Source organism: Pseudomonas sp. 1, from assembly GCF_056626735.1.
Map to the genome: position 1 here is coordinate 189794 of NZ_JBWXMQ010000012.1, position 17603 is coordinate 207396.

Below are 17603 nucleotides of genomic sequence, written 5' to 3' on the forward strand. Positions count from 1 at the left end.
CGGTGGCCGGCAGGAAAACTCAGGAAGCCAGTGGCGATACTTGCCAAAGCCCGTTCTGCTGGATCAATTGCCGGTCGCAGTCCGCATCACGGGCGGCGGCCAAAGGTTGTCCAGGCAATGCCTGAACGACACGCTGACCCTCACTGCGCAACTGGCAAACCTGCTGCCAGAGTGCCGCATCCGTACTGTCAGGCATCCAGATACCGCCAGACGGTAGCTCGATCTCAGCACGCCCCAGGGTCACCAGGGTTTTCAAATCGGTGGAGAAGCCGGTGGCCGGACGGGCGCGACCGAAGTCGGCGCCGATGTCGTCGTAGCGACCGCCCTGAGCGATGGACTGGCCAACACCCGGCACGAACACCGCGAACACCACACCGGTGTGATAGTGATAACCGCGCAGCTCGCCCAGGTCGAAGTACAGCGGCAGCTCCGGGAAGCGCACCGACAGACGCTCGGCGATCGCCAGCAAATCTTCCAGCGCCGCCAGTACTGGCGCCGGCGCATTGGCCAGACGCTCGCGGGCAGCGGTCAGTACTTCACGGCCGCCGCACAGATCGACCAGCGCACGCAACATGCCGGACAGATCGGCCGGCAGACCTTCGGTCAAGGTAATGACCTCGTCGATGGCCTTGCGTTGCAGTGCATCGAACAACTGCTGCTCGACTTCACCCGACAGACCGGCCGCCTGAGCCAGACCGCGGTAGATGCCGACATGCCCGAGGTCCATGTGCACGTCCGGCACGTCGGCCAGTTGCAGCATGGCCAGCATCAGGCTGATGACTTCGACATCGCTGCTCGGGCTGGCATCGCCGTACAACTCGGCGCCCAGCTGGATCGGGCTGCGCGAAGACGACAAGGCACGCGGCTGGGCATGCAGCACGCTGCCGGCGTAGCACAGACGGCTCGGGCCTTCGCGACGAAGGGTGTGCGCATCGATGCGCGCCACTTGCGGCGTGATGTCGGCACGGAAACCCATCTGCCGGCCCGATTGCGGGTCGATGACCTTGAAGGTACGCAGATCCAGGTCCTGGCCCGCGCCGGTCAGCAGGGATTCCAGGTACTCGATATGGGGAGTCACGACAAACTCGTAACCCCAGCTCTGGAACAGATCCAACACCTGACGACGCGCGACTTCAATGCGCGCCGCTTCCGGTGGCAGTACTTCTTCGATGCCATCTGGCAGCAGCCAGCGGTCTACCGTTGCCATTACGCCATTCCCCTTAGATCCGGGCGGCCAGCCCGAGGGCGAGCCTTGAGTGAAGCAGAAAATGACCGGCCCGTTCAAAACGCACGCGCATGAACGACGCGGCGAAAGGCCTGTTACCGGCTTCGCCCATCACTTTCCTCGAAAAACTGTCGGGCCATTCAACCCGATCTTCTGCAACAAAAACAGCAATCAAACGTGCAGACGCAAAAAAGCCGGGAATTTCCCGGCTGCCGCATCATACACACGTTTTCCCAAAGGATCACCCCGCCCGAGGTTTTAGCCGCCGGGCGGAGTAATTCAGGTCAACGTCGTATCAAGGCTTGGCCTTCTCCAGATACTTGAAGAAGTCGCTGCTTGGGTCGAGGACCATGACGTCGGATTTGTTCGCGAAGCTTTCACGGTAGGCACGCAGGCTACGGTAGAACGCGTAGAAATCCTGATCCTGACCGTAGGCCTTGGAGTAGATCGCAGCGGCCTGGGCGTCGCCGTCACCGCGAATCTCTTCGGATTCACGATAGGCTTCAGCCAGCAACACGCGGCGTTGACGATCGGCGTCGGCACGGATGCCCTCGGCCAGCTCGTTACCTTTGGCGCGGTGCTCGCGAGCTTCACGCTCACGCTCGGTGCTCATACGTTCGAACACGCTGCGGTTCACTTCTTTCGGCAGATCGATGGCCTTGACCCGGACATCGACGACTTCGATACCCAGCTCTTTTTCCGCCATCTTGTTCAGCGACGCCGTGATGTCAGCCATCAGCGCATCGCGCTCACCCGACACCACTTCGTGCAGGGTGCGCTTACCGAACTGGTCACGCAGGCCCGATTCCAGACGACGGGACAGACGCTCGTCGGCAATCTGCTTGAGGCCGGACGTTGCGGTGTAGAAGCGCTCGGCATCTTTCACGCGCCACTTGGCGTAGGCATCGACCATCACGGCTTTCTTTTCCAGCGTCAGGAAGCGCTGCGTCGGCGCATCCAGCGTCATCAGACGTGCGTCGAATTTACGCACCTGGTTAACGTATGGAACCTTCACATGCAGACCCGGCTGGACGTCAGCCTGAACCACGCGACCGAATTGCAGCAACACCGCGCGCTCGGTCTGAGCGACGATGTAGAAGCAGTTCCAGCCAATCAGTACCACAACAACGCCAACGATCAGGGCGATCAGCGATTTATTGCTCATCAGCGGGTCTCCCTTGTACGCGACTGCGGCAGGTCAGTGACATGCGGCGTGACGTCCGTGTTGTTGCTGGCGGCAGCCGAACCGGTGACCGGCGCATTGCTGCCCGAACTGTTCTGAATCATCTTGTCCAGCGGCAGGTAAAGCAGATTGCTCTGGCCGTTCTTGTTGCCGGTCACGAGTACCTTGCTGGTGCTGCTGAAGACTTCCTGCATGGTGTCCAGGTACAGACGCTGGCGAGTAACCTCGGGCGCCTTGCGATACTCGGCAACCAGCTTGGTGAAGCGATCCGCCTCACCCTTGGCGCGCGAGACCGTTTCGTCACGGTAACCGTTGGCATCTTCGAGGATGCGCTGGGCCTGACCACGAGCTTCCGGCACCACGCCGTTGGCGTAGGTTTCAGCCTGGTTGCGCGAACGCTGTTCGTCTTCACGGGCGCGGATCACGTCATCGAAGGCTTCCTGCACTTCACGCGGTGCCGCTGCGCTCTGTACGTTGACCTGGGTGACCGTGATACCGGTGCGATAGGTATCGAGGAAACGTTGCAGACGCTCCTTGATCTCGCTGGCCATCAACTCACGACCTTCGGTCAGCACCTGATCCATCGCGGTGGAACCCACCACATGGCGCAGCGCACTGTCGGTCGCATGTTGCAGGCTGATTTCCGGCTGGTCGACGTTCAGCACGAAGTCCTGCAGGTTGCTGATCTTGTACTGCACGGTCAGCGGCACTTCGACGATGTTCTCGTCTTCGGTCAGCATCTGGCCCTGCTTGGTGTAGGCACGCTCACGCGTGACGTTCTCCATGTACTTCTTGTCGATCGGCGGGAAATAGATGTTCAGGCCGGGACCGACAGTCTCGTAGTACTTGCCGAAGCGCAGCACCACGGCTTGCTCCTGCTCGTCCACGACGTACACCGCGCTGTACAGCCAGACCGCCGCCAGCACGACGAGGCCGATGCCGAGCAGGCCGCCGAAGCCGCCGCTCTTGCCCGAGCCGCCACCGTCATCACCGCGTTTTTTTCCACCACCGAACAACCCGTTCAGGCTTTCCTGCAGCTTTCGGAAGGCCTCGTCGAGATCCGGCGGCCCCTTGCGGTCGCCGTTGTTGCGACGCTTGCCACCCCAAGGATCCTGATTGTTCGAGTTGCCACCCGGCTCATTCCAAGCCATAGCGCTCTCCATCTGATAAAGCAAAGACGCACCCACGGCGCGCCGACCAATGCTACAGAATGCCTGCCGTTGCGGCACAACCGCTTTGCCAGGCTTTTATTGCAAAGTGTGTTGCTCGATGAACTCCGTCGGCACAACGCCTTCACGACTGACCAGTCGATTGAGCTCCGAGCGTGGCAATCGAACGGCCAGCAAGCTGACCCCTTCTTCGTCGTGTTCTTCTTTCTGCACCGCACCCAGTTCGAAGAACTGGGCACGCAGACGCGCGAACCGCTGAGGCAGGCGCAGGGTTCCCACGAACAGGTCACTGCCCAACAACTCGGCAATCGCCTGCTCGAGCAATTCCAGACCGGTGCCATCACGCGCCGACAGCCAGACCCGCTGAGGCTTGCCGTTTTCATCGCGCTGGATTTGTGGCTCAACGCCTTCAAGCAAATCGAGTTTGTTATAGACCTCGAGGATCGGCAAGTCCTGGGCACCGATCTCGCCCAGCACCACCATCACCTGCTCGATCTGCAACATGCGATCCGGTTCGGCCGCATCGATCACGTGCAACAGCAGGTCGGAATTGCTCGACTCTTCGAGCGTAGACCGAAATGCCTCGACCAGTTTGTGCGGCAAGTGGCGGATGAAACCCACGGTGTCGGCCAGAACAATCGGCCCCAGGTCATCCAGATCCAGACGGCGCAGGGTCGGGTCGAGCGTGGCGAACAGCTGGTCAGCCGCGTACACCTCGGACTTCGTCACGTTATTGAACAGTGTGGATTTACCGGCGTTGGTGTATCCCACCAGAGACACGGTTGGGATATCCGCACGCGAGCGGCCGCGACGCGACTGTTCGCGCTGGCTGCGCACTTTTTCCAGCCGCCCCTTGATCTGGCGCAGGCGAACCCGCAGCAGTCGCCGGTCGGTTTCGAGCTGGGTTTCACCCGGACCGCGCAGGCCGATACCGCCACCCTGACGCTCAAGGTGAGTCCAGCCGCGAACCAGCCGGGTGCTCATGTGGTCAAGCTGGGCCAGTTCTACCTGGAGCTTGCCCTCATGGGTACGGGCGCGTTGGGCGAAAATATCGAGAATCAGACCGGTACGGTCAATCACGCGACACTCGAAGACACGTTCGAGGTTACGTTCCTGACTGGGCGTAAGGGTGTGATTGAAGATGACCAGATCGGCTTCTTTGGCGTGAACCAGGTCGCGCAGTTCCTCGACCTTGCCGCTGCCAATCAGGTATTTGGCGGTTGGCCGATGACGCGGCACGTTAAAAAACGCAACGGTCTCGGCGCCAGCCGAATTTGCCAGTTCCTGAAACTCCTGCGGATCTTCGCGCGCCTCAGGGTCCTGTCCATCCAAGTGAACGAGGATGACTCGTTCACCACCACCGTGGCGCTCAAAGAACAAAGGAGACTCCTATCAGGCGTTACCTGGCTCAGCGTCACCTGCTTCGGATTCGGTTGCGCTTGGCAGACGAATTGGACGAACCGGCACGACTGTAGAGATAGCGTGTTTGTAAACCATCTGGCTGACGGTGTTCTTCAGCAGGATAACGAACTGGTCGAACGACTCGATCGTGCCTTGCAGTTTGATCCCGTTTACCAGGTAGATGGAAACCCCCACTTTCTCTTTACGTAAAGTATTCAAGTAAGGGTCTTGTAGCGAATGCCCTTTTGACATGTGCCGCACTCCTTTAAGGATTCAATATAAAAAATAGGTAAACAGATGGCTTTTGCCGCCACACCCCCAAGGATAGACGGCAATTGCAAGGACTCAGCTCAATATGGAGATCGTCCCAAGGTATTTCAAGGCGCGTGGCAGATTGTCGCAATCCAGACTGTCGAGCCAGTGCAAATCCTTCCAGCTGCGCAGCCAGGTGAACTGGCGTTTGGCCAATTGGCGCGTGGCGATGATGCCCCGCTCCTGCATCTCGGCCGACGTCAGCTTGCCATCCAGGTAGTCCCAGACCTGGCGGTAGCCTACCGCACGTATAGACGGCAACCCGGCATGCAGGTCACTTCTATTACGCAGGGCTACGACCTCGTCGATGAATCCCTGTTCCAGCATATTTGTGAATCTTTGTTTAATGCGCTCGTGCAGTATCTGACGATTAGTTGGAGCAATCGCCAGATTCGCGACAGTATAGGGCAATTGTTGCAATCCCGATGCGACCGCTTCGGTACTTTGTACAGATTGTTTCAGCCGCAGTTCAGTCATGCTCTGACCACTGACCCGGTAAACTTCCAGCGCACGACTCAGTCGTTGTGGATCGTTCGGATGGATACGTGCCGCAGACTCTGGATCGATGACCGCCAACTGATCGTGCAGGGCCTGCCAGCCAAGGCGTGCAGCCTCTTCTTCGATCTGCGCGCGAACTTCGGGATCGGCCGCCGGCATGTCCGCCAGACCTTCGATCAAAGCCTTGTAATAGAGCATCGTGCCGCCCACCAGCAGCGGAATTTTTCCGCGTGCGGTGATCTCGGCCATGGCCTCCAGCACATCGCGACGGAAATCTGCGGCCGAATAGGCTTCGGCCGGGTCGAGAATGTCGATCAGCCGGTGGGGAAACTCGGCCAGCAATTCTTTGGACGGCTTGGCAGTGCCGATGTCCATGCCGCGATAGACCAGCGCCGAATCGACACTGATCAGCTCGCACGGGAGTACCTTGGTCAGCTCGATGGCCAGATCTGTCTTGCCCGCAGCGGTCGGGCCCATCAGGAAAATCGCTGGAGGAAGCTGGCTCATCAACGACCGCGCAGGAACAGTTTGTCCAGATCGTCCAGGCCCAGTTGGGTCCAGGTCGGTCGGCCATGGTTGCATTGACCGCTGCGCTCGGTGTTTTCCATGTCACGCAGCAGGCCGTTCATTTCCGGCAGGGCCAGGCGCCGGTTGGCGCGAATCGCGCCGTGGCAGGCCATGGTGCCCAGCAGTTCATTCAGATGCGCCTGGATCCGGTCGCTGGTGCCGTATTCCATCAAGTCCGACAGCACATCGCCCACCAGTCGGTTGGCTTCGGCCTGCTTGAGCAGGGCCGGGATCTGCCGGATGGCCAGGGTTTCCGGGCCAAGGCGCTGCAATTCAAAACCGAGGCGCTGGAACCATGCCGCATGCTCTTCGGCGCAATCGGCCTCGCGCTGACTGACCGCCAGCGATTCCGGCACCAGCAGCGGCTGACCGCTCAGGCCTTCGCTGGCCATGGCAATCTTCAGGCGCTCATACATGATCCGCTCGTGAGCAGCGTGCATGTCCACCAAAACCAGGCCCTGAGCATTCTCGGACAGAATGTAGATGCCCTTGAGCTGGGCCAGCGCGTAGCCCAGCGGCGGAATGTCTTCCTGACCGGCCGGCAGCGCGTTGGCATTCGCCTCGGGCAGCGGCGCAAAAAACTCGCGATACGCAGCCTGGGCCTCAGCTACCGGCACGGTCGATTGCGGGCGCGGCGTGTATTGATACTGATAAGCGCCGCCCGCGCTGGCACCCGAAGCGGTGTTGAACGCTGGTTGCGCCTGCGGCTGCTCCAGCAACGCGTTGGCTGCCAGACGCATTTCGCCCTGCGGCCCGAATTCCCCGGCTTCAAGGCCGGTTGGCCGGACGATCGCAGTCGTGACCGACCCGGCCAACTGATCTTCCGGTCGCACATCGCCGAGAGCACGGTGCAAGGTGCCATACAGGAAGTCATGCACCATGCGCCCGTCGCGGAAGCGCACTTCGTGTTTGGTCGGGTGCACGTTGACGTCGACCGCTGCCGGATCGACCTCGAAAAACAGCGCGAACGTCGGATGCCGGCCGTTGAAGAGCACATCGCGATAAGCCTGACGCACCGCGTGTGCCACCAGTTTGTCGCGCACCGCACGGCCGTTGACGAAGAAATACTGCAAGTCCGCCTGGCTGCGGTTGAAGGTTGGCAGACCGACCCAACCCCACAAATGCAGACCATTGCGCTCGATCTCGATCGGCAACGCCTGCTCCAGGAAGCCCGAACCGCAGATCGCCGCCACACGCCGGGCGCGGGCCGCATCATCGTGGGCTTCATGCAGGCTGAGGATGGTCTTGCCGTTGTGACGCAAATGGAACGCCACGTCGAAACGCGCCAGCGCCAGACGCTTGATCACTTCCTGCAGGTGATCGAATTCGGTTTTTTCGGTTTTGAGAAATTTGCGCCGCGCCGGGGTGTTGAAGAACAGGTCACGGACTTCCACCGAGGTGCCGACCGGGTGGGCAGCAGGCTGCACGCGAGGCGCCATGTCACGGCCTTCGGTCTCGACCTGCCAGGCCTGATCGGCATCACGGGTGCGCGAGGTCAGCGTCAGACGCGCCACGGAACTGATCGACGCCAGCGCCTCGCCCCGGAAGCCCAGGCTCATCACCTGTTCGAGGTCTTCCAGATTGCGGATCTTGCTGGTGGCGTGACGGGCCAGAGCCAGCGGCAGGTCATCGGCGGAAATGCCGCTGCCGTCGTCGCGCACTCGCAGCAGTTTGACACCACCCTGTTCGACATCGACGTCGATGCGCCTGGCGCCGGAATCGAGGCTGTTTTCCAGCAACTCCTTGATCACCGAGGCCGGACGCTCGACCACTTCACCGGCGGCGATCTGGTTCGCCAGCCGCGGGCTGAGCAGTTCGATGCGGGCAGCGTTCAGGACCTGATTCATTCTTTGGACGCCAGTTCGGTGCCGGGAATGGTCAGGTGCTGACCGACTTTCAGATCATCGCTTTTCAGATTGTTGGCACTGCGCAGCGTGGCAGGCGAAATCTGGTAACGCACGGCAATCATCGCCACGGTTTCACCCGGGCCTACCCGGTGATCACGCGGTCCCTGAGCGATCTTGCCCGAATCACGCAGCCAGGCGATGTAACTGCCCGGTGGCGGATTCTGCTGGAAGAACTGGCGTACGCCACTGCTGATCGAGCGCGCCAGCGCCTGCTGGTGGCTCGCTGCCGAGAGCTTGTTCGCTTCGTTGGCGTTGGAGATGAAGCCGGTTTCCACCAGGATCGACGGGATGTCCGGAGATTTCAGCACCATGAACCCGGCCTGCTCCACACGCTGTTTGTGCAGCGGGGTGACCCGACCAATGTTGGTCAGGACTTTCTGGCCGACATTGAGGCTGGAGGTCAGCGAGGCGGTCATCGACAGGTCGAGCAGAACGCCGGCCAGCATCCGGTCCTTGTCATCAAGGCTGACGTTGCCGGCACCGCCGATCAGGTCGGAACGGTTTTCACTGTCGGCCAGCCAACGGGCGGTTTCCGAGGTGGCACCGCGGTCGGACAGGGCGAACACCGACGCCCCGAACGCGGCCGCAGACGGCGCAGCGTCGGCGTGGATCGAGACGAACAGGTCAGCACCTTTCTTGCGGGCGATTTCAGTACGGCCGCGCAGCGGGATGAAATAGTCGCCGGTACGGGTCAGTTCGGCACGGAAGCCTTTCATGCCGTTGACCTGACGCTGCAGCTCGCGGGCGATCTGCAGTACCACGTCCTTTTCGCGCTGACCGCGAGAACCCGATGCACCCGGGTCTTCACCACCGTGTCCGGCATCGATGACCACGATGATGTCGCGCTTGCCGGCCGGGGCGGGTGGCAGTTTGATCGCCGGCTCGGCCGGGGTGACGGGCACCGCCGGAACGGTCGCAACCGTTGGAGTCGACGAAGGCGCAGGCGGCGGGGCGGCGTCAGCCGGATTGTCGAACAGGTCGACCACCAGACGGTTGCCGTACTGCGCATTCGGCGCCAGCGAGAAGCTTTTCGGGGTGACGGCCTTCTTCAGGTCGATGACCACCCGCAGGTCGGTCGGCGTGCGCTGGGCCGAACGTATGGCGGTGATCGGTGTATTGGCCGTCTGCACATTCAACGGCGCGCCGAGGGTGGCGCCGTTGATGTCGATCACCAGGCGATCCGGCGCGGTCAGCGTGAAGACGCCGTGCTGCACCGGGCCTGTCAGGTCGAAGACCAGTCGCGTGTTGTCCGGCGCCCGCCACAGGCGCACGCTGTTGACCTTCGTGTCGGCCACAGCGTTGACGGTTACTGCCATCAACATCAGTCCAGCGGCAGCCACCAACGCGCGAAAGCGCATACCTAACCCCATCATTCAATTGGTTTCCAATGCCAAAGCGGCACACCAGGCCTCGCCGCGCGAGCCCTGGGACAAAATGGTCAGCGAACGTCCGCTGTCTTGCGGGCTAATGGTAATGGTCAGGTCAGGCTTTGGCAAAAAGCCTGCACCTTTATCGGGCCATTCGATCAGGCACAGGGCATCGTCTTCGAAATAGTCGCGGATCCCGAGAAACTCCAGCTCTTCCGGATCGACCAGGCGATACAGATCAAAGTGGAAGGCCCGGATGTCACCGATCTCGTAGGGCTCGACCAAGGTGAAGGTCGGACTTTTCACTGCCCCGATGTGCCCCAGACCGCGAATGATGCCCCGCGACAACGTGGTTTTGCCCATCCCGAGGTTGCCTTCGAGAAAGATCAGGCCATGGCCCTGGGTGATACGGGCGATGCGTGCGCCAAAGTCGCTCATGGCCTGTTCATCGGCCAGGTACAGGGTTACTTCAGACACGGTGCATGCTCCTCCAACAACTGACGAATGACTGGAATCAGATCACTGGCCGCCAGCCCACGGCCGAATTTACCTTGTTGCAGACCGGCGTTGGCGTGCAGCCAGACCGCCAGGCACGCGGCATCGAAACCGTCCATGCCCTGAGCCAGCAGCGCGCCGGTCAGACCGGCCAGCACATCGCCGAGTCCCGCGGAGGCCATGGCCGGATGGCCTTGATGACACAGCGCCAGACGACCATCGGGATGAGCAATCAGACTGCCCGCGCCCTTGAGCACCACCACCGCTGTATATTTTTTGCTCAATGCCAGCGCCGCCGCCGGACGATCGGCCTGCACCTCGGCGGTGCTGATCCCCAGCAGCCGCGCGGCCTCCCCCGGATGCGGCGTGATCACGCAATCCCTGGGCAGACTGACAAAACCGGAAGCCAGCAGGTTCAACGCATCGGCATCCCACACCTGCGGCAACGGCGCATTGGCGGCAGCTGACAACAGCGCCCTGCCCCAACCGGCCTGACCCAGCCCCGGCCCGACCACCAGCACGGACACTTTTTCCAGCAGCCCCATCAATTGATTGGCCGAAGAAGCGCCCAGTGCCATGGCTTCCGGTATCCGGCTCAGCGCCGCCGGGACATGTTCCGGGCGCGTCGCGACCGAGACCATCCCGGCACCACTGCGCAACGCGCTTTCGGTACTCAGCAGGATTGCCCCGCCAAACCCGTGATCACCGCCGATCAGCAGCACATGACCAAATCGTCCCTTGTGCGCGGCCGGCGAACGGGCAGCCAGACGCGGAAGGTTCGCCACGTTGAGCCGGCGAGCGGCGACAGGCAAGTCACTGAATTGTTCGGCAGGCGCCTGCAGGTCGTTAAACAGCAGTACGCCGACATGATCCGCCGCCGCACCCGTGAACAGCCCGAGCTTCAGGCCGATGAACGTCACGGTGAGGTCAGCGTGTACCGCATCACCCAGCGCATGACCGGTGTCGGCGCACAACCCGGAAGGGATATCGACCGCCACCACAGGCAGTCCACTGGCATTGATCGCCGCAATCGCAGCGGCGTAGGGCTCACGCACATCGCCGCTCAGGCCGGTGCCGAGCAACGCGTCAACGACGATACCGCGCAACTCGCAGGACAGATCCCATGGGGCAATCGAGACACCATCGGCCACGGCTTCGGCGTGTGCCACGGCGGCATCGCCCTTCAAGCGTTGCGGCTCGCCGACAGCCAGCACCTGAACCTGCCAACCCGCCCGATGGGCCAGCGCTGCCACCAGATAACCATCGCCGGCGTTGTTGCCGTGCCCGGCCAGCACCGTCATTTGATTCGCGGCCGGCCATTGGCGTACCAGCGCGCGCCACGTGGCATGGGCGGCACGCTGCATCAATTCGAAGCCAGGCGTGCCGGCGGCGATCAGTCGTGCATCGAGTTCACGCACCTGCGCGGCACGGTACAGCGCGTCGGGTAATTGATCTTTAGTGTTCGGCATGCGTCTTCGGGCTCCGATGTCTGGCAGAATTATACGCACCTCAGCTCCGGTTTCTCTCGCCTCATGTCCGCCATCACCACAGATCTGCCTGCCCTCGCCCAATCCATCAAGGACTGGGGCCGCGAGCTGGGCTTCCAGCAAGTCGGCATCAGCGGTCTGGATCTGGCCGAGCATGAACAGCACCTGCAACGCTGGCTCGAGGCCGGCTACCACGGCGAAATGGATTACATGGGCGCCCACGGCAGCAAACGCTCGCACCCCGAAGAGCTGGTGCCGGGCACCTTGCGCGTGGTGTCGCTGCGCATGGACTACTTGCCGGGCGACACACAAATGGCGCAATTGCTGGCCAAACCGGAAAAGGCCTACATCTCGCGTTATGCCTTGGGCCGCGATTATCACAAGTTGATCCGTAAACGCGTTCAACAACTGGCGGACAGGATTCAATCCGAGATCGGGCCGTTCGGTTTTCGCGCCTTCGTCGACAGCGCACCGGTGCTGGAGAAAGCCATCGCCGAACAGGCCGGGCTGGGCTGGATCGGCAAAAACACCCTGGTGCTGAACCGCAAGGCTGGCAGTTACTTTTTTCTCAGCGAACTGTTCGTCGACCTGCCGCTGCCAGTGGATGAACCCCACAGCACCGAACATTGCGGACGCTGCACCGCGTGCCTCGACATCTGCCCGACCAACGCCTTCGTCGGCCCCTATGTGCTGGACGCGCGACGCTGCATTTCCTATCTGACCATCGAGCTTAAGAACGCCATCCCCGAAGATCTGCGACCGCTGATCGGCAACCGCGTGTTCGGCTGCGACGACTGCCAGATCTGCTGCCCGTGGAACCGCTTCGCCCGCCCGTCCGGCGAAATCGACTTCAAGCCACGACACAATCTGGACAACGCCGAGCTGGCCGAGCTGTTCTTGTGGGATGAAGACAAATTCCTCAGCAGCACCGAAGGTTCGCCGCTACGCCGCGCGGGATACGAGCGCTGGCTACGCAATCTGGCGGTGGGGTTGGGAAATGCGCCATCGAGCATTCCAGTGCTGGAAGCACTGAAGGCACGACGCGATTCCCCCTCAGAGCTGGTACGCGAACATGTGGAATGGGCGCTGAAACAGCACGCCGACCGTCAAGGCGCGTCGTTATAGACGAACTTCGGCATTTCCCAGTGGAAACGAATCGCCAACAGCCGCAGTAGAAAACCACCAAACAACGTGATCAGAATCGCCTGTTCACTCGGCACGTTGAGAAACAGACAGAGCATGTAGCACCACGCCGCGGCGAACGAGACGCTGGCGTAGAGTTCGCGGCGGAAGATCAGCGGGATGTCGTTGCAAAAGATGTCGCGCAGGATGCCGCCGAATACCCCGGTGATCACGCCGCTGACCGAGGCCACCAGCATGCCATGGCCCATTTCCAGGGCGGTCATGCAGCCGATCAGAGTGAATGCCACCAGACCGACCGCGTCGAGCACCAGAAACAGCGAGCGCAGGTGACGCATCCAGCGTGCGGTGAACACGGTGATCATCGCCGCAATCGTTGTCAGCACCAGGTATTCCGGATGCTTCACCCAAGTCAGCGGGTAATGCCCGAGCAGCACGTCGCGCACCGAACCGCCGCCCAAAGCCGTGACGCAGGCGATCAGCACCACGCCGAACCAGTCCATGCCGCGACGTCCCGCAGACAGGGCGCCAGTCATGGCTTCGGCAGTAATGGCGACGAGATAGAGCATCAGCAACATGGTGGCGATCCTGGCAGGAAGGCGCGCAGTCTACTCACTTCGCCGAGGCACCAAAAGAGGGCGCCCCGGCGCGGGTGCCGATCTCAGAACTTGATGAAATGCTTGCGGTAGTGCTGCAGCTCGGCGATGGATTCGCGGATGTCATCCAGCGCCAGGTGAGTGCTGCCTTTCTTGAAGCTGTCTCGCACGTCCGGCGCCCAGCGTGCGGCCAGTTCCTTGAGCGTCGAGACGTCGAGGTTGCGGTAGTGGAAGTAACTTTCCAACGACTTCATGTGGGTATAAAGGAAGCGGCGATCCTGGCAGATGCTGTTGCCACAGATCGGCGACTTGCCCTTCGGCACCCACTTTTCGAGGAAGGCGATGGTTTCGGCTTCCGCCTCGGCCATGCTTACGCGGCTGTCGCGCACGCGTTGGGTCAGGCCGGAGTTGCCGTGCGTGCGGGTGTTCCACTCGTCCATGCGGGCGAGGACTTCGTCGCTGTGGTGGATGGCGATCACCGGACCTTCGGCCAAGGTGTTCAGGTCACTGTCGGTGACGATGGTGGCCATTTCGATGATGACGTCGTTTTCCGGATCCAGACCGGTCATTTCCAGGTCGATCCAGATCAGATTCTGCGGGTTTTGCATATTTCGGCTCCTGAGCAATGCTGCGCAGTTTAGCCTAGGCAGCCTGCCGGGCGTGCTAAACTCGCGGCCGTTTTACCTAATCGCTGCATTCTTCAGACGGAACACCCATGGCCAAACGCCAACTCAATCGTCGTCAAAACTGGCGCATCGAAAAGATTCAGGGCGAGCGCGCCGCCCGCGCCGCCAAACGCGAGTCCTCAGCAGTCGAGGCGCTTGAAGGCGGCGATCTGGGCCCGGAGCAACACGGCCTGGTGATCGCCCACTTCGGTGTGCAGGTCGAGGTCGAGGCCGTTGACGGCGAACTGGCCGGCCAGGTCTTCCGCTGCCACTTGCGCGCCAACCTGCCGGCGCTGGTGACAGGCGACCAGGTGGTCTGGCGCGCCGGCAACCAGGGCATCGGCGTGATCGTCGCGCAACTGCCGCGCACCACCGAGCTGTGCCGTCCGGACAGCCGTGGCCAGCTCAAACCGGTGGCCGCCAACGTCGACATGATCGTCATCGTCTTTGCCCCGATGCCCGAGCCCCATGCCAACCTGATCGACCGCTATCTGGTCGCGGCCGAGCACGCCGGCATCCGCCCGTTGCTGCTGCTGAACAAATTCGACCTGATCGACGAACAGAACGCCCCTGCGCTGAATGCTCTGCTGGCCGTCTACCGCACGCTGGGTTACCCGGTGCTGGAAGTCTCGGCGCACCATGGCAACGGCATGGAGCAATTGCAGAAACAACTCGACGGGCGCATCAGCGTGTTCGTCGGCCAGTCGGGTGTGGGCAAGTCGTCGCTGGTCAACAGCCTGTTGCCGAATGTCGAAACCCGTGTCGGCCCATTGTCCGAGTGGTCCGGTCAGGGTCAGCACACGACGACCACCGCGCGGCTGTTCCACTTCCCTGGCGGCGGTGAACTGATCGACTCCCCGGGCATCCGTGAATTCGGCCTCGGCCACGTCAGCCGCGCCGACGTTGAAGCCGGCTTCATCGAGTTCAACGACCTGCTCGGCACCTGCCGCTTCCGCGACTGCAAGCACGACCGCGAACCCGGTTGCGCACTGCTCAAGGCCCTTGAAGACGGACGCATCCAGCAGCAGCGGATGAACAGCTACCGCTCGATCATCGCCAGCTTGCCGGAAAACGGTTACTGAACATCCGCGACGGCAGCACCTCGCCCGAGGGCTGCCGTGTGTCGGACCGCGTCTGACAAACCCGGTAACCTGTTAAACATCAGACCTTTCTGACAGCTCCGCCCACACCTGCTTGCAGGACATTTCTCTTTCACCGCTCAGGCCTTGTTGGCACACGCCAGATGCCTACATTGGGTTCCTCCTTCGCACTGTCGCGACCTCCGAGGCCCCATGCAAACCTACCATTTGTTCATCAGCCACTCCTGGAACTACTCCGGCTCCCACGACAATCTGATCCGCCTGCTCAGCGATCACCCGACGTTCACCTTCAAGAATTTCTCGGTGCCACCGCATAATCCGATCATCGACGCCCGCACTGACAAGGAGCTGGAAGAGGCCATCGAAAACAAGATCCGCCCATGCTCGGCAGTGCTGGTCATGGCCGGTATGTACTCGGCCTACAGCAAATGGATTCAGAAGGAAATCGAGATTGCCAAACGTCTAGGCAAGGTGATCATCGCGATTCGTCCCCATGGCGCCGAACGCACCGCAAAAGTGGTCAGCGACGCCGCGCATGTCGAATGTGCGTGGAATACCAACAGCATCGTCAGCGCCATACGCCTTCATACGGCGGTGTAATCATGCGCAAGGGACTGTTTATCGGCATTAACCACTACACCCACGTTTCGCCGCTCAGCGGCTGCAACAATGATGCAATGGCCATGGCCTCGGTGCTGGAGCGCCATGCCAGCGGACGGCCCAACTTCAGCAGCAAGGTGCTGACTTCGGCGGAGGAGGACCTCTCGCTCACGGCCATGAGGCAGCACATCCAAAGCCTGTTCTCGGGCGACTGCGATGTTGCGCTTCTGTATTTCGCCGGCCATGGCCAGTTCGATACCAGCATCGATGAAGGGTTGCTGATCCCCCAGGACTATCAGCCCGGCGGCGACGGCATTCGCATCAGCGACATTCTGCAGTGGGCCGACAACGCCCAGCAGATCAAGAACAAAATCATCATCCTTGATTGCTGCCAGGCTGGCGCCGCCGGTGCCGTGCGCAACTTGCGCGGCGGCAGCAGCCTGATCGGCGAAGGCGTGACCATTCTCACCGCCTGCAAAAAAGAACAGTCCGCCCTGGAAAGCCGTGGCCATGGCGTGTTCACGGACCTGCTGCTTCAAGCCCTGCATGGCGGTGCCGCCAACGTGCTGGGCAAGGTCACTCCCGGCAGCGTTTACTCGTTCGTCGACAATGCCCTGGGGGCCTGGGAGCAGCGGCCGGTGTTCAAGACCAATGTGTCGCAGTTCGTACCACTGCGCGAGGTCGCACCGCTGATCGCCGAAGAAACCCTGCGCAAGCTCAAGGACTGGTTTCCGGAACCGAGTTTTGTCTTCCGGCTAGACCCCAGTTTCGAACCCACCGCCGCCTCGTTCGATCCCGATCACGGTGACATCTTCAAACAGTTGCAGATGTGCAACCGCCACAGCCTGATCGAGCCGGTGGACGCCGAACACATGTATTACGCCGCCATGCACTCTACCGGGTGTCGCCTGACAGCTCTGGGTGCCTATTACCGCGAACTCGCCCTCAAAGGACATTTCTGATGCCCGTATTCATCAGCTACCGCCACATGGACCGCGCCCACGCCCTCGCGATCGATGCCCGCTTGAAGCAGGCCAATATCAAAACCTATCTGGACGTGCTGGATCCCGAATCCCAGACCACCGACGACATCACCGGGGTCATCACCCGCAACATCACTGAATGCACCCACCTGCTGGCGGTGGTCTCGGAGTCAACCGCGTTGTCCTGGTGGGTGCCGTTCGAGATCGGCGAAGCGACGATCAGCAACCGACGGATCTGTTCCTTCAGAACGGGCGCCGCCCAACTGCCGCTGTACCTGGACAAGTGGCCGAAGCTGAGCACGGCCAACGACCTGAACTTCTTCATCGACGCCTACCGTGAAGAAGTGACGAACAAACGCTCGATGACGCTGGATTCAAGTAACGAATCCTTCAGCGGCACCTACAGACGCAACGCGGAAATCTTCCATGAACAACTGAAAAACCGGATTCGGCGGGGGTTCTGACAGACGCAAAAAAGCCGCGATTATCGCGGCTTTTTTGCATTCAGAGTGCAGGGCCGGCCTCAAACCCGCTCGCTTTTGGCCGGTGCAGCGAGTTCAGCCTCGCGCTGGGCGATGGCGACCTCTAGTTCAGGAGAGCGTTTGGCCCATTGTTCGGGAGGGAGGGGTTTTGACCATTCGATGATGTCGGGATGGGGCAAGTCGGGGGGCGGATATAGCTTTTTTCTTTGCAGATAAGTCGCGAGAGGTGCATTGAAAATGAATACGCCGAATACGCCTTCCCATAACAACGTCAAGAACCAGCCACGTTCTTTGGCTTTATCTTTCATGTAATCGACGTAGTAACGCAGGTTGTCGCCTGAATTGAGCGCTGCGGCATCCGGCGATGCTTCTGGCCCGATCTCCATGTAACTGCGCATGCATTCCCACAACGCCATCGCCGTCGTA

17 protein-coding genes and 1 pseudogene are annotated in these 17603 nt (G+C 61.2%); 5 read left to right on the forward strand and 13 right to left on the reverse strand.

Features of this window, described 5'->3' with window-relative positions:
• Positions 1-19: 19 nt before the first annotated feature.
• The 10 genes from AC1MDC_RS19360 to AC1MDC_RS19405 form a co-directional block, all read right to left on the reverse strand.
• A complete protein-coding gene (locus AC1MDC_RS19360) occupies positions 20-1207 on the reverse strand; it encodes an ATP phosphoribosyltransferase regulatory subunit (RefSeq protein WP_007950716.1) in 1188 nt (395 codons plus the stop codon).
• Positions 1208-1520: 313 nt separating this feature from the next.
• The gene (gene hflC / locus AC1MDC_RS19365; RefSeq protein WP_085701310.1) at positions 1521-2390 is read right to left on the reverse strand and encodes a protease modulator HflC; all 870 of its coding nucleotides are present in this window, start codon (positions 2388-2390) and stop codon (positions 1521-1523) included.
• Positions 2390-3559 carry an FtsH protease activity modulator HflK gene (hflK, locus tag AC1MDC_RS19370; protein ID WP_085685164.1) on the reverse strand — a complete coding sequence of 390 codons (1170 nt, stop codon included), beginning with the start codon at positions 3557-3559 and terminating at the stop codon, positions 2390-2392. The genes hflC and hflK overlap by 1 nt, the downstream gene beginning before the upstream one ends.
• Positions 3560-3655: 96 nt before the next feature.
• The gene (gene hflX, locus AC1MDC_RS19375; RefSeq protein ID WP_085701311.1) at positions 3656-4957 is read right to left on the reverse strand and encodes a ribosome rescue GTPase HflX; all 1302 of its coding nucleotides are present in this window, start codon (positions 4955-4957) and stop codon (positions 3656-3658) included.
• A gap of 12 nt (positions 4958-4969) precedes the next feature.
• Positions 4970-5230: an RNA chaperone Hfq gene (gene hfq / locus AC1MDC_RS19380; protein ID WP_007902656.1), complete on the reverse strand. Its 261-nt coding sequence runs from the start codon at positions 5228-5230 to the stop codon at positions 4970-4972.
• Between the two features lie 93 nt (positions 5231-5323).
• Positions 5324-6295, reverse strand: a complete 972-nt coding sequence (gene miaA, locus AC1MDC_RS19385) for a tRNA (adenosine(37)-N6)-dimethylallyltransferase MiaA (RefSeq protein WP_480393510.1) — start codon at positions 6293-6295, stop codon at positions 5324-5326.
• Positions 6295-8202 (reverse strand): DNA mismatch repair endonuclease MutL, encoded by a 1908-nt coding sequence (gene mutL, locus AC1MDC_RS19390; protein WP_227234263.1) that lies wholly within the window; start codon positions 8200-8202, stop codon positions 6295-6297. The genes miaA and mutL overlap by 1 nt, the downstream gene beginning before the upstream one ends.
• Positions 8199-9584, reverse strand: a complete 1386-nt coding sequence (locus tag AC1MDC_RS19395) for an N-acetylmuramoyl-L-alanine amidase (RefSeq protein WP_371917950.1) — start codon at positions 9582-9584, stop codon at positions 8199-8201. The genes mutL and AC1MDC_RS19395 overlap by 4 nt, the downstream gene beginning before the upstream one ends.
• Positions 9585-9635: 51 nt before the next feature.
• On the reverse strand, positions 9636-10106 hold the full coding sequence (gene tsaE / locus AC1MDC_RS19400) for a tRNA (adenosine(37)-N6)-threonylcarbamoyltransferase complex ATPase subunit type 1 TsaE (protein ID WP_085701315.1): 471 nt from the start codon (positions 10104-10106) through the stop codon (positions 9636-9638).
• Positions 10094-11593, reverse strand: a complete 1500-nt coding sequence (locus tag AC1MDC_RS19405; RefSeq protein ID WP_085701316.1) for an NAD(P)H-hydrate dehydratase — start codon at positions 11591-11593, stop codon at positions 10094-10096. Before AC1MDC_RS19405 ends, tsaE begins: the two co-directional genes overlap by 13 nt.
• A gap of 63 nt (positions 11594-11656) precedes the next feature.
• Here AC1MDC_RS19405 and queG point away from each other — a divergent pair, with 63 nt between their 5' ends.
• Positions 11657-12736: a tRNA epoxyqueuosine(34) reductase QueG gene (gene queG / locus AC1MDC_RS19410; RefSeq protein ID WP_480393511.1), complete on the forward strand. Its 1080-nt coding sequence runs from the start codon at positions 11657-11659 to the stop codon at positions 12734-12736.
• Here the strand turns inward: queG and AC1MDC_RS19415 are convergent.
• Both AC1MDC_RS19415 and orn read right to left on the reverse strand, forming a co-directional pair.
• Positions 12718-13329 carry a trimeric intracellular cation channel family protein gene (locus AC1MDC_RS19415; protein ID WP_039766632.1) on the reverse strand — a complete coding sequence of 204 codons (612 nt, stop codon included), beginning with the start codon at positions 13327-13329 and terminating at the stop codon, positions 12718-12720. The genes queG and AC1MDC_RS19415 overlap by 19 nt on opposite strands.
• An 83-nt stretch (positions 13330-13412) precedes the next feature.
• Positions 13413-13955, reverse strand: a complete 543-nt coding sequence (gene orn / locus AC1MDC_RS19420) for an oligoribonuclease (protein WP_007950739.1) — start codon at positions 13953-13955, stop codon at positions 13413-13415.
• A gap of 107 nt (positions 13956-14062) precedes the next feature.
• On the opposite strand from orn, the gene rsgA reads away from it, so the two are divergent.
• From rsgA to AC1MDC_RS19440, 4 genes are all read left to right on the forward strand, one after another.
• Positions 14063-15094: a small ribosomal subunit biogenesis GTPase RsgA gene (gene rsgA / locus AC1MDC_RS19425; protein WP_085701318.1), complete on the forward strand. Its 1032-nt coding sequence runs from the start codon at positions 14063-14065 to the stop codon at positions 15092-15094.
• 210 nt (positions 15095-15304) lie between these two features.
• A complete protein-coding gene (locus AC1MDC_RS19430; RefSeq protein WP_480393512.1) occupies positions 15305-15712 on the forward strand; it encodes a TIR domain-containing protein in 408 nt (135 codons plus the stop codon).
• A gap of 2 nt (positions 15713-15714) precedes the next feature.
• Positions 15715-16674, forward strand: a complete 960-nt coding sequence (locus tag AC1MDC_RS19435) for a caspase family protein (RefSeq protein ID WP_085701320.1) — start codon at positions 15715-15717, stop codon at positions 16672-16674.
• Positions 16674-17159, forward strand: coding sequence for a toll/interleukin-1 receptor domain-containing protein (locus AC1MDC_RS19440; RefSeq protein ID WP_085701321.1), 486 nt, complete (start codon positions 16674-16676; stop codon positions 17157-17159). Before AC1MDC_RS19435 ends, AC1MDC_RS19440 begins: the two co-directional genes overlap by 1 nt.
• Positions 17160-17218: 59 nt before the next feature.
• On the opposite strand, the pseudogene AC1MDC_RS19445 reads toward AC1MDC_RS19440, so the two are convergent.
• Positions 17219-17603, reverse strand: a pseudogene (locus AC1MDC_RS19445) (hypothetical protein); the annotation flags it as partial.

Coding starts and splice junctions, on each gene's coding strand:
- AC1MDC_RS19415 (WP_039766632.1), bottom strand. CDS start 13,329: ATGTTGCTGATGCTCTATCTCGTCGCCATTACTGCCGAAGCCATGACT.
- AC1MDC_RS19395 (WP_371917950.1), bottom strand. CDS start 9,584: ATGTTGATGGCAGTAACCGTCAACGCTGTGGCCGACACGAAGGTCAAC.
- mutL (WP_227234263.1), bottom strand. CDS start 8,202: ATGAATCAGGTCCTGAACGCTGCCCGCATCGAACTGCTCAGCCCGCGG.
- queG (WP_480393511.1), top strand. CDS start 11,657: ATGTCCGCCATCACCACAGATCTGCCTGCCCTCGCCCAATCCATCAAG.
- orn (WP_007950739.1), bottom strand. CDS start 13,955: ATGCAAAACCCGCAGAATCTGATCTGGATCGACCTGGAAATGACCGGT.
- hflC (WP_085701310.1), bottom strand. CDS start 2,390: ATGAGCAATAAATCGCTGATCGCCCTGATCGTTGGCGTTGTTGTGGTA.
- AC1MDC_RS19360 (WP_007950716.1), bottom strand. CDS start 1,207: ATGGCAACGGTAGACCGCTGGCTGCTGCCAGATGGCATCGAAGAAGTA.
- AC1MDC_RS19430 (WP_480393512.1), top strand. CDS start 15,305: ATGCAAACCTACCATTTGTTCATCAGCCACTCCTGGAACTACTCCGGC.
- hfq (WP_007902656.1), bottom strand. CDS start 5,230: ATGTCAAAAGGGCATTCGCTACAAGACCCTTACTTGAATACTTTACGT.
- miaA (WP_480393510.1), bottom strand. CDS start 6,295: ATGAGCCAGCTTCCTCCAGCGATTTTCCTGATGGGCCCGACCGCTGCG.
- rsgA (WP_085701318.1), top strand. CDS start 14,063: ATGGCCAAACGCCAACTCAATCGTCGTCAAAACTGGCGCATCGAAAAG.
- hflK (WP_085685164.1), bottom strand. CDS start 3,559: ATGGCTTGGAATGAGCCGGGTGGCAACTCGAACAATCAGGATCCTTGG.
- AC1MDC_RS19440 (WP_085701321.1), top strand. CDS start 16,674: ATGCCCGTATTCATCAGCTACCGCCACATGGACCGCGCCCACGCCCTC.
- AC1MDC_RS19435 (WP_085701320.1), top strand. CDS start 15,715: ATGCGCAAGGGACTGTTTATCGGCATTAACCACTACACCCACGTTTCG.
- AC1MDC_RS19405 (WP_085701316.1), bottom strand. CDS start 11,593: ATGCCGAACACTAAAGATCAATTACCCGACGCGCTGTACCGTGCCGCG.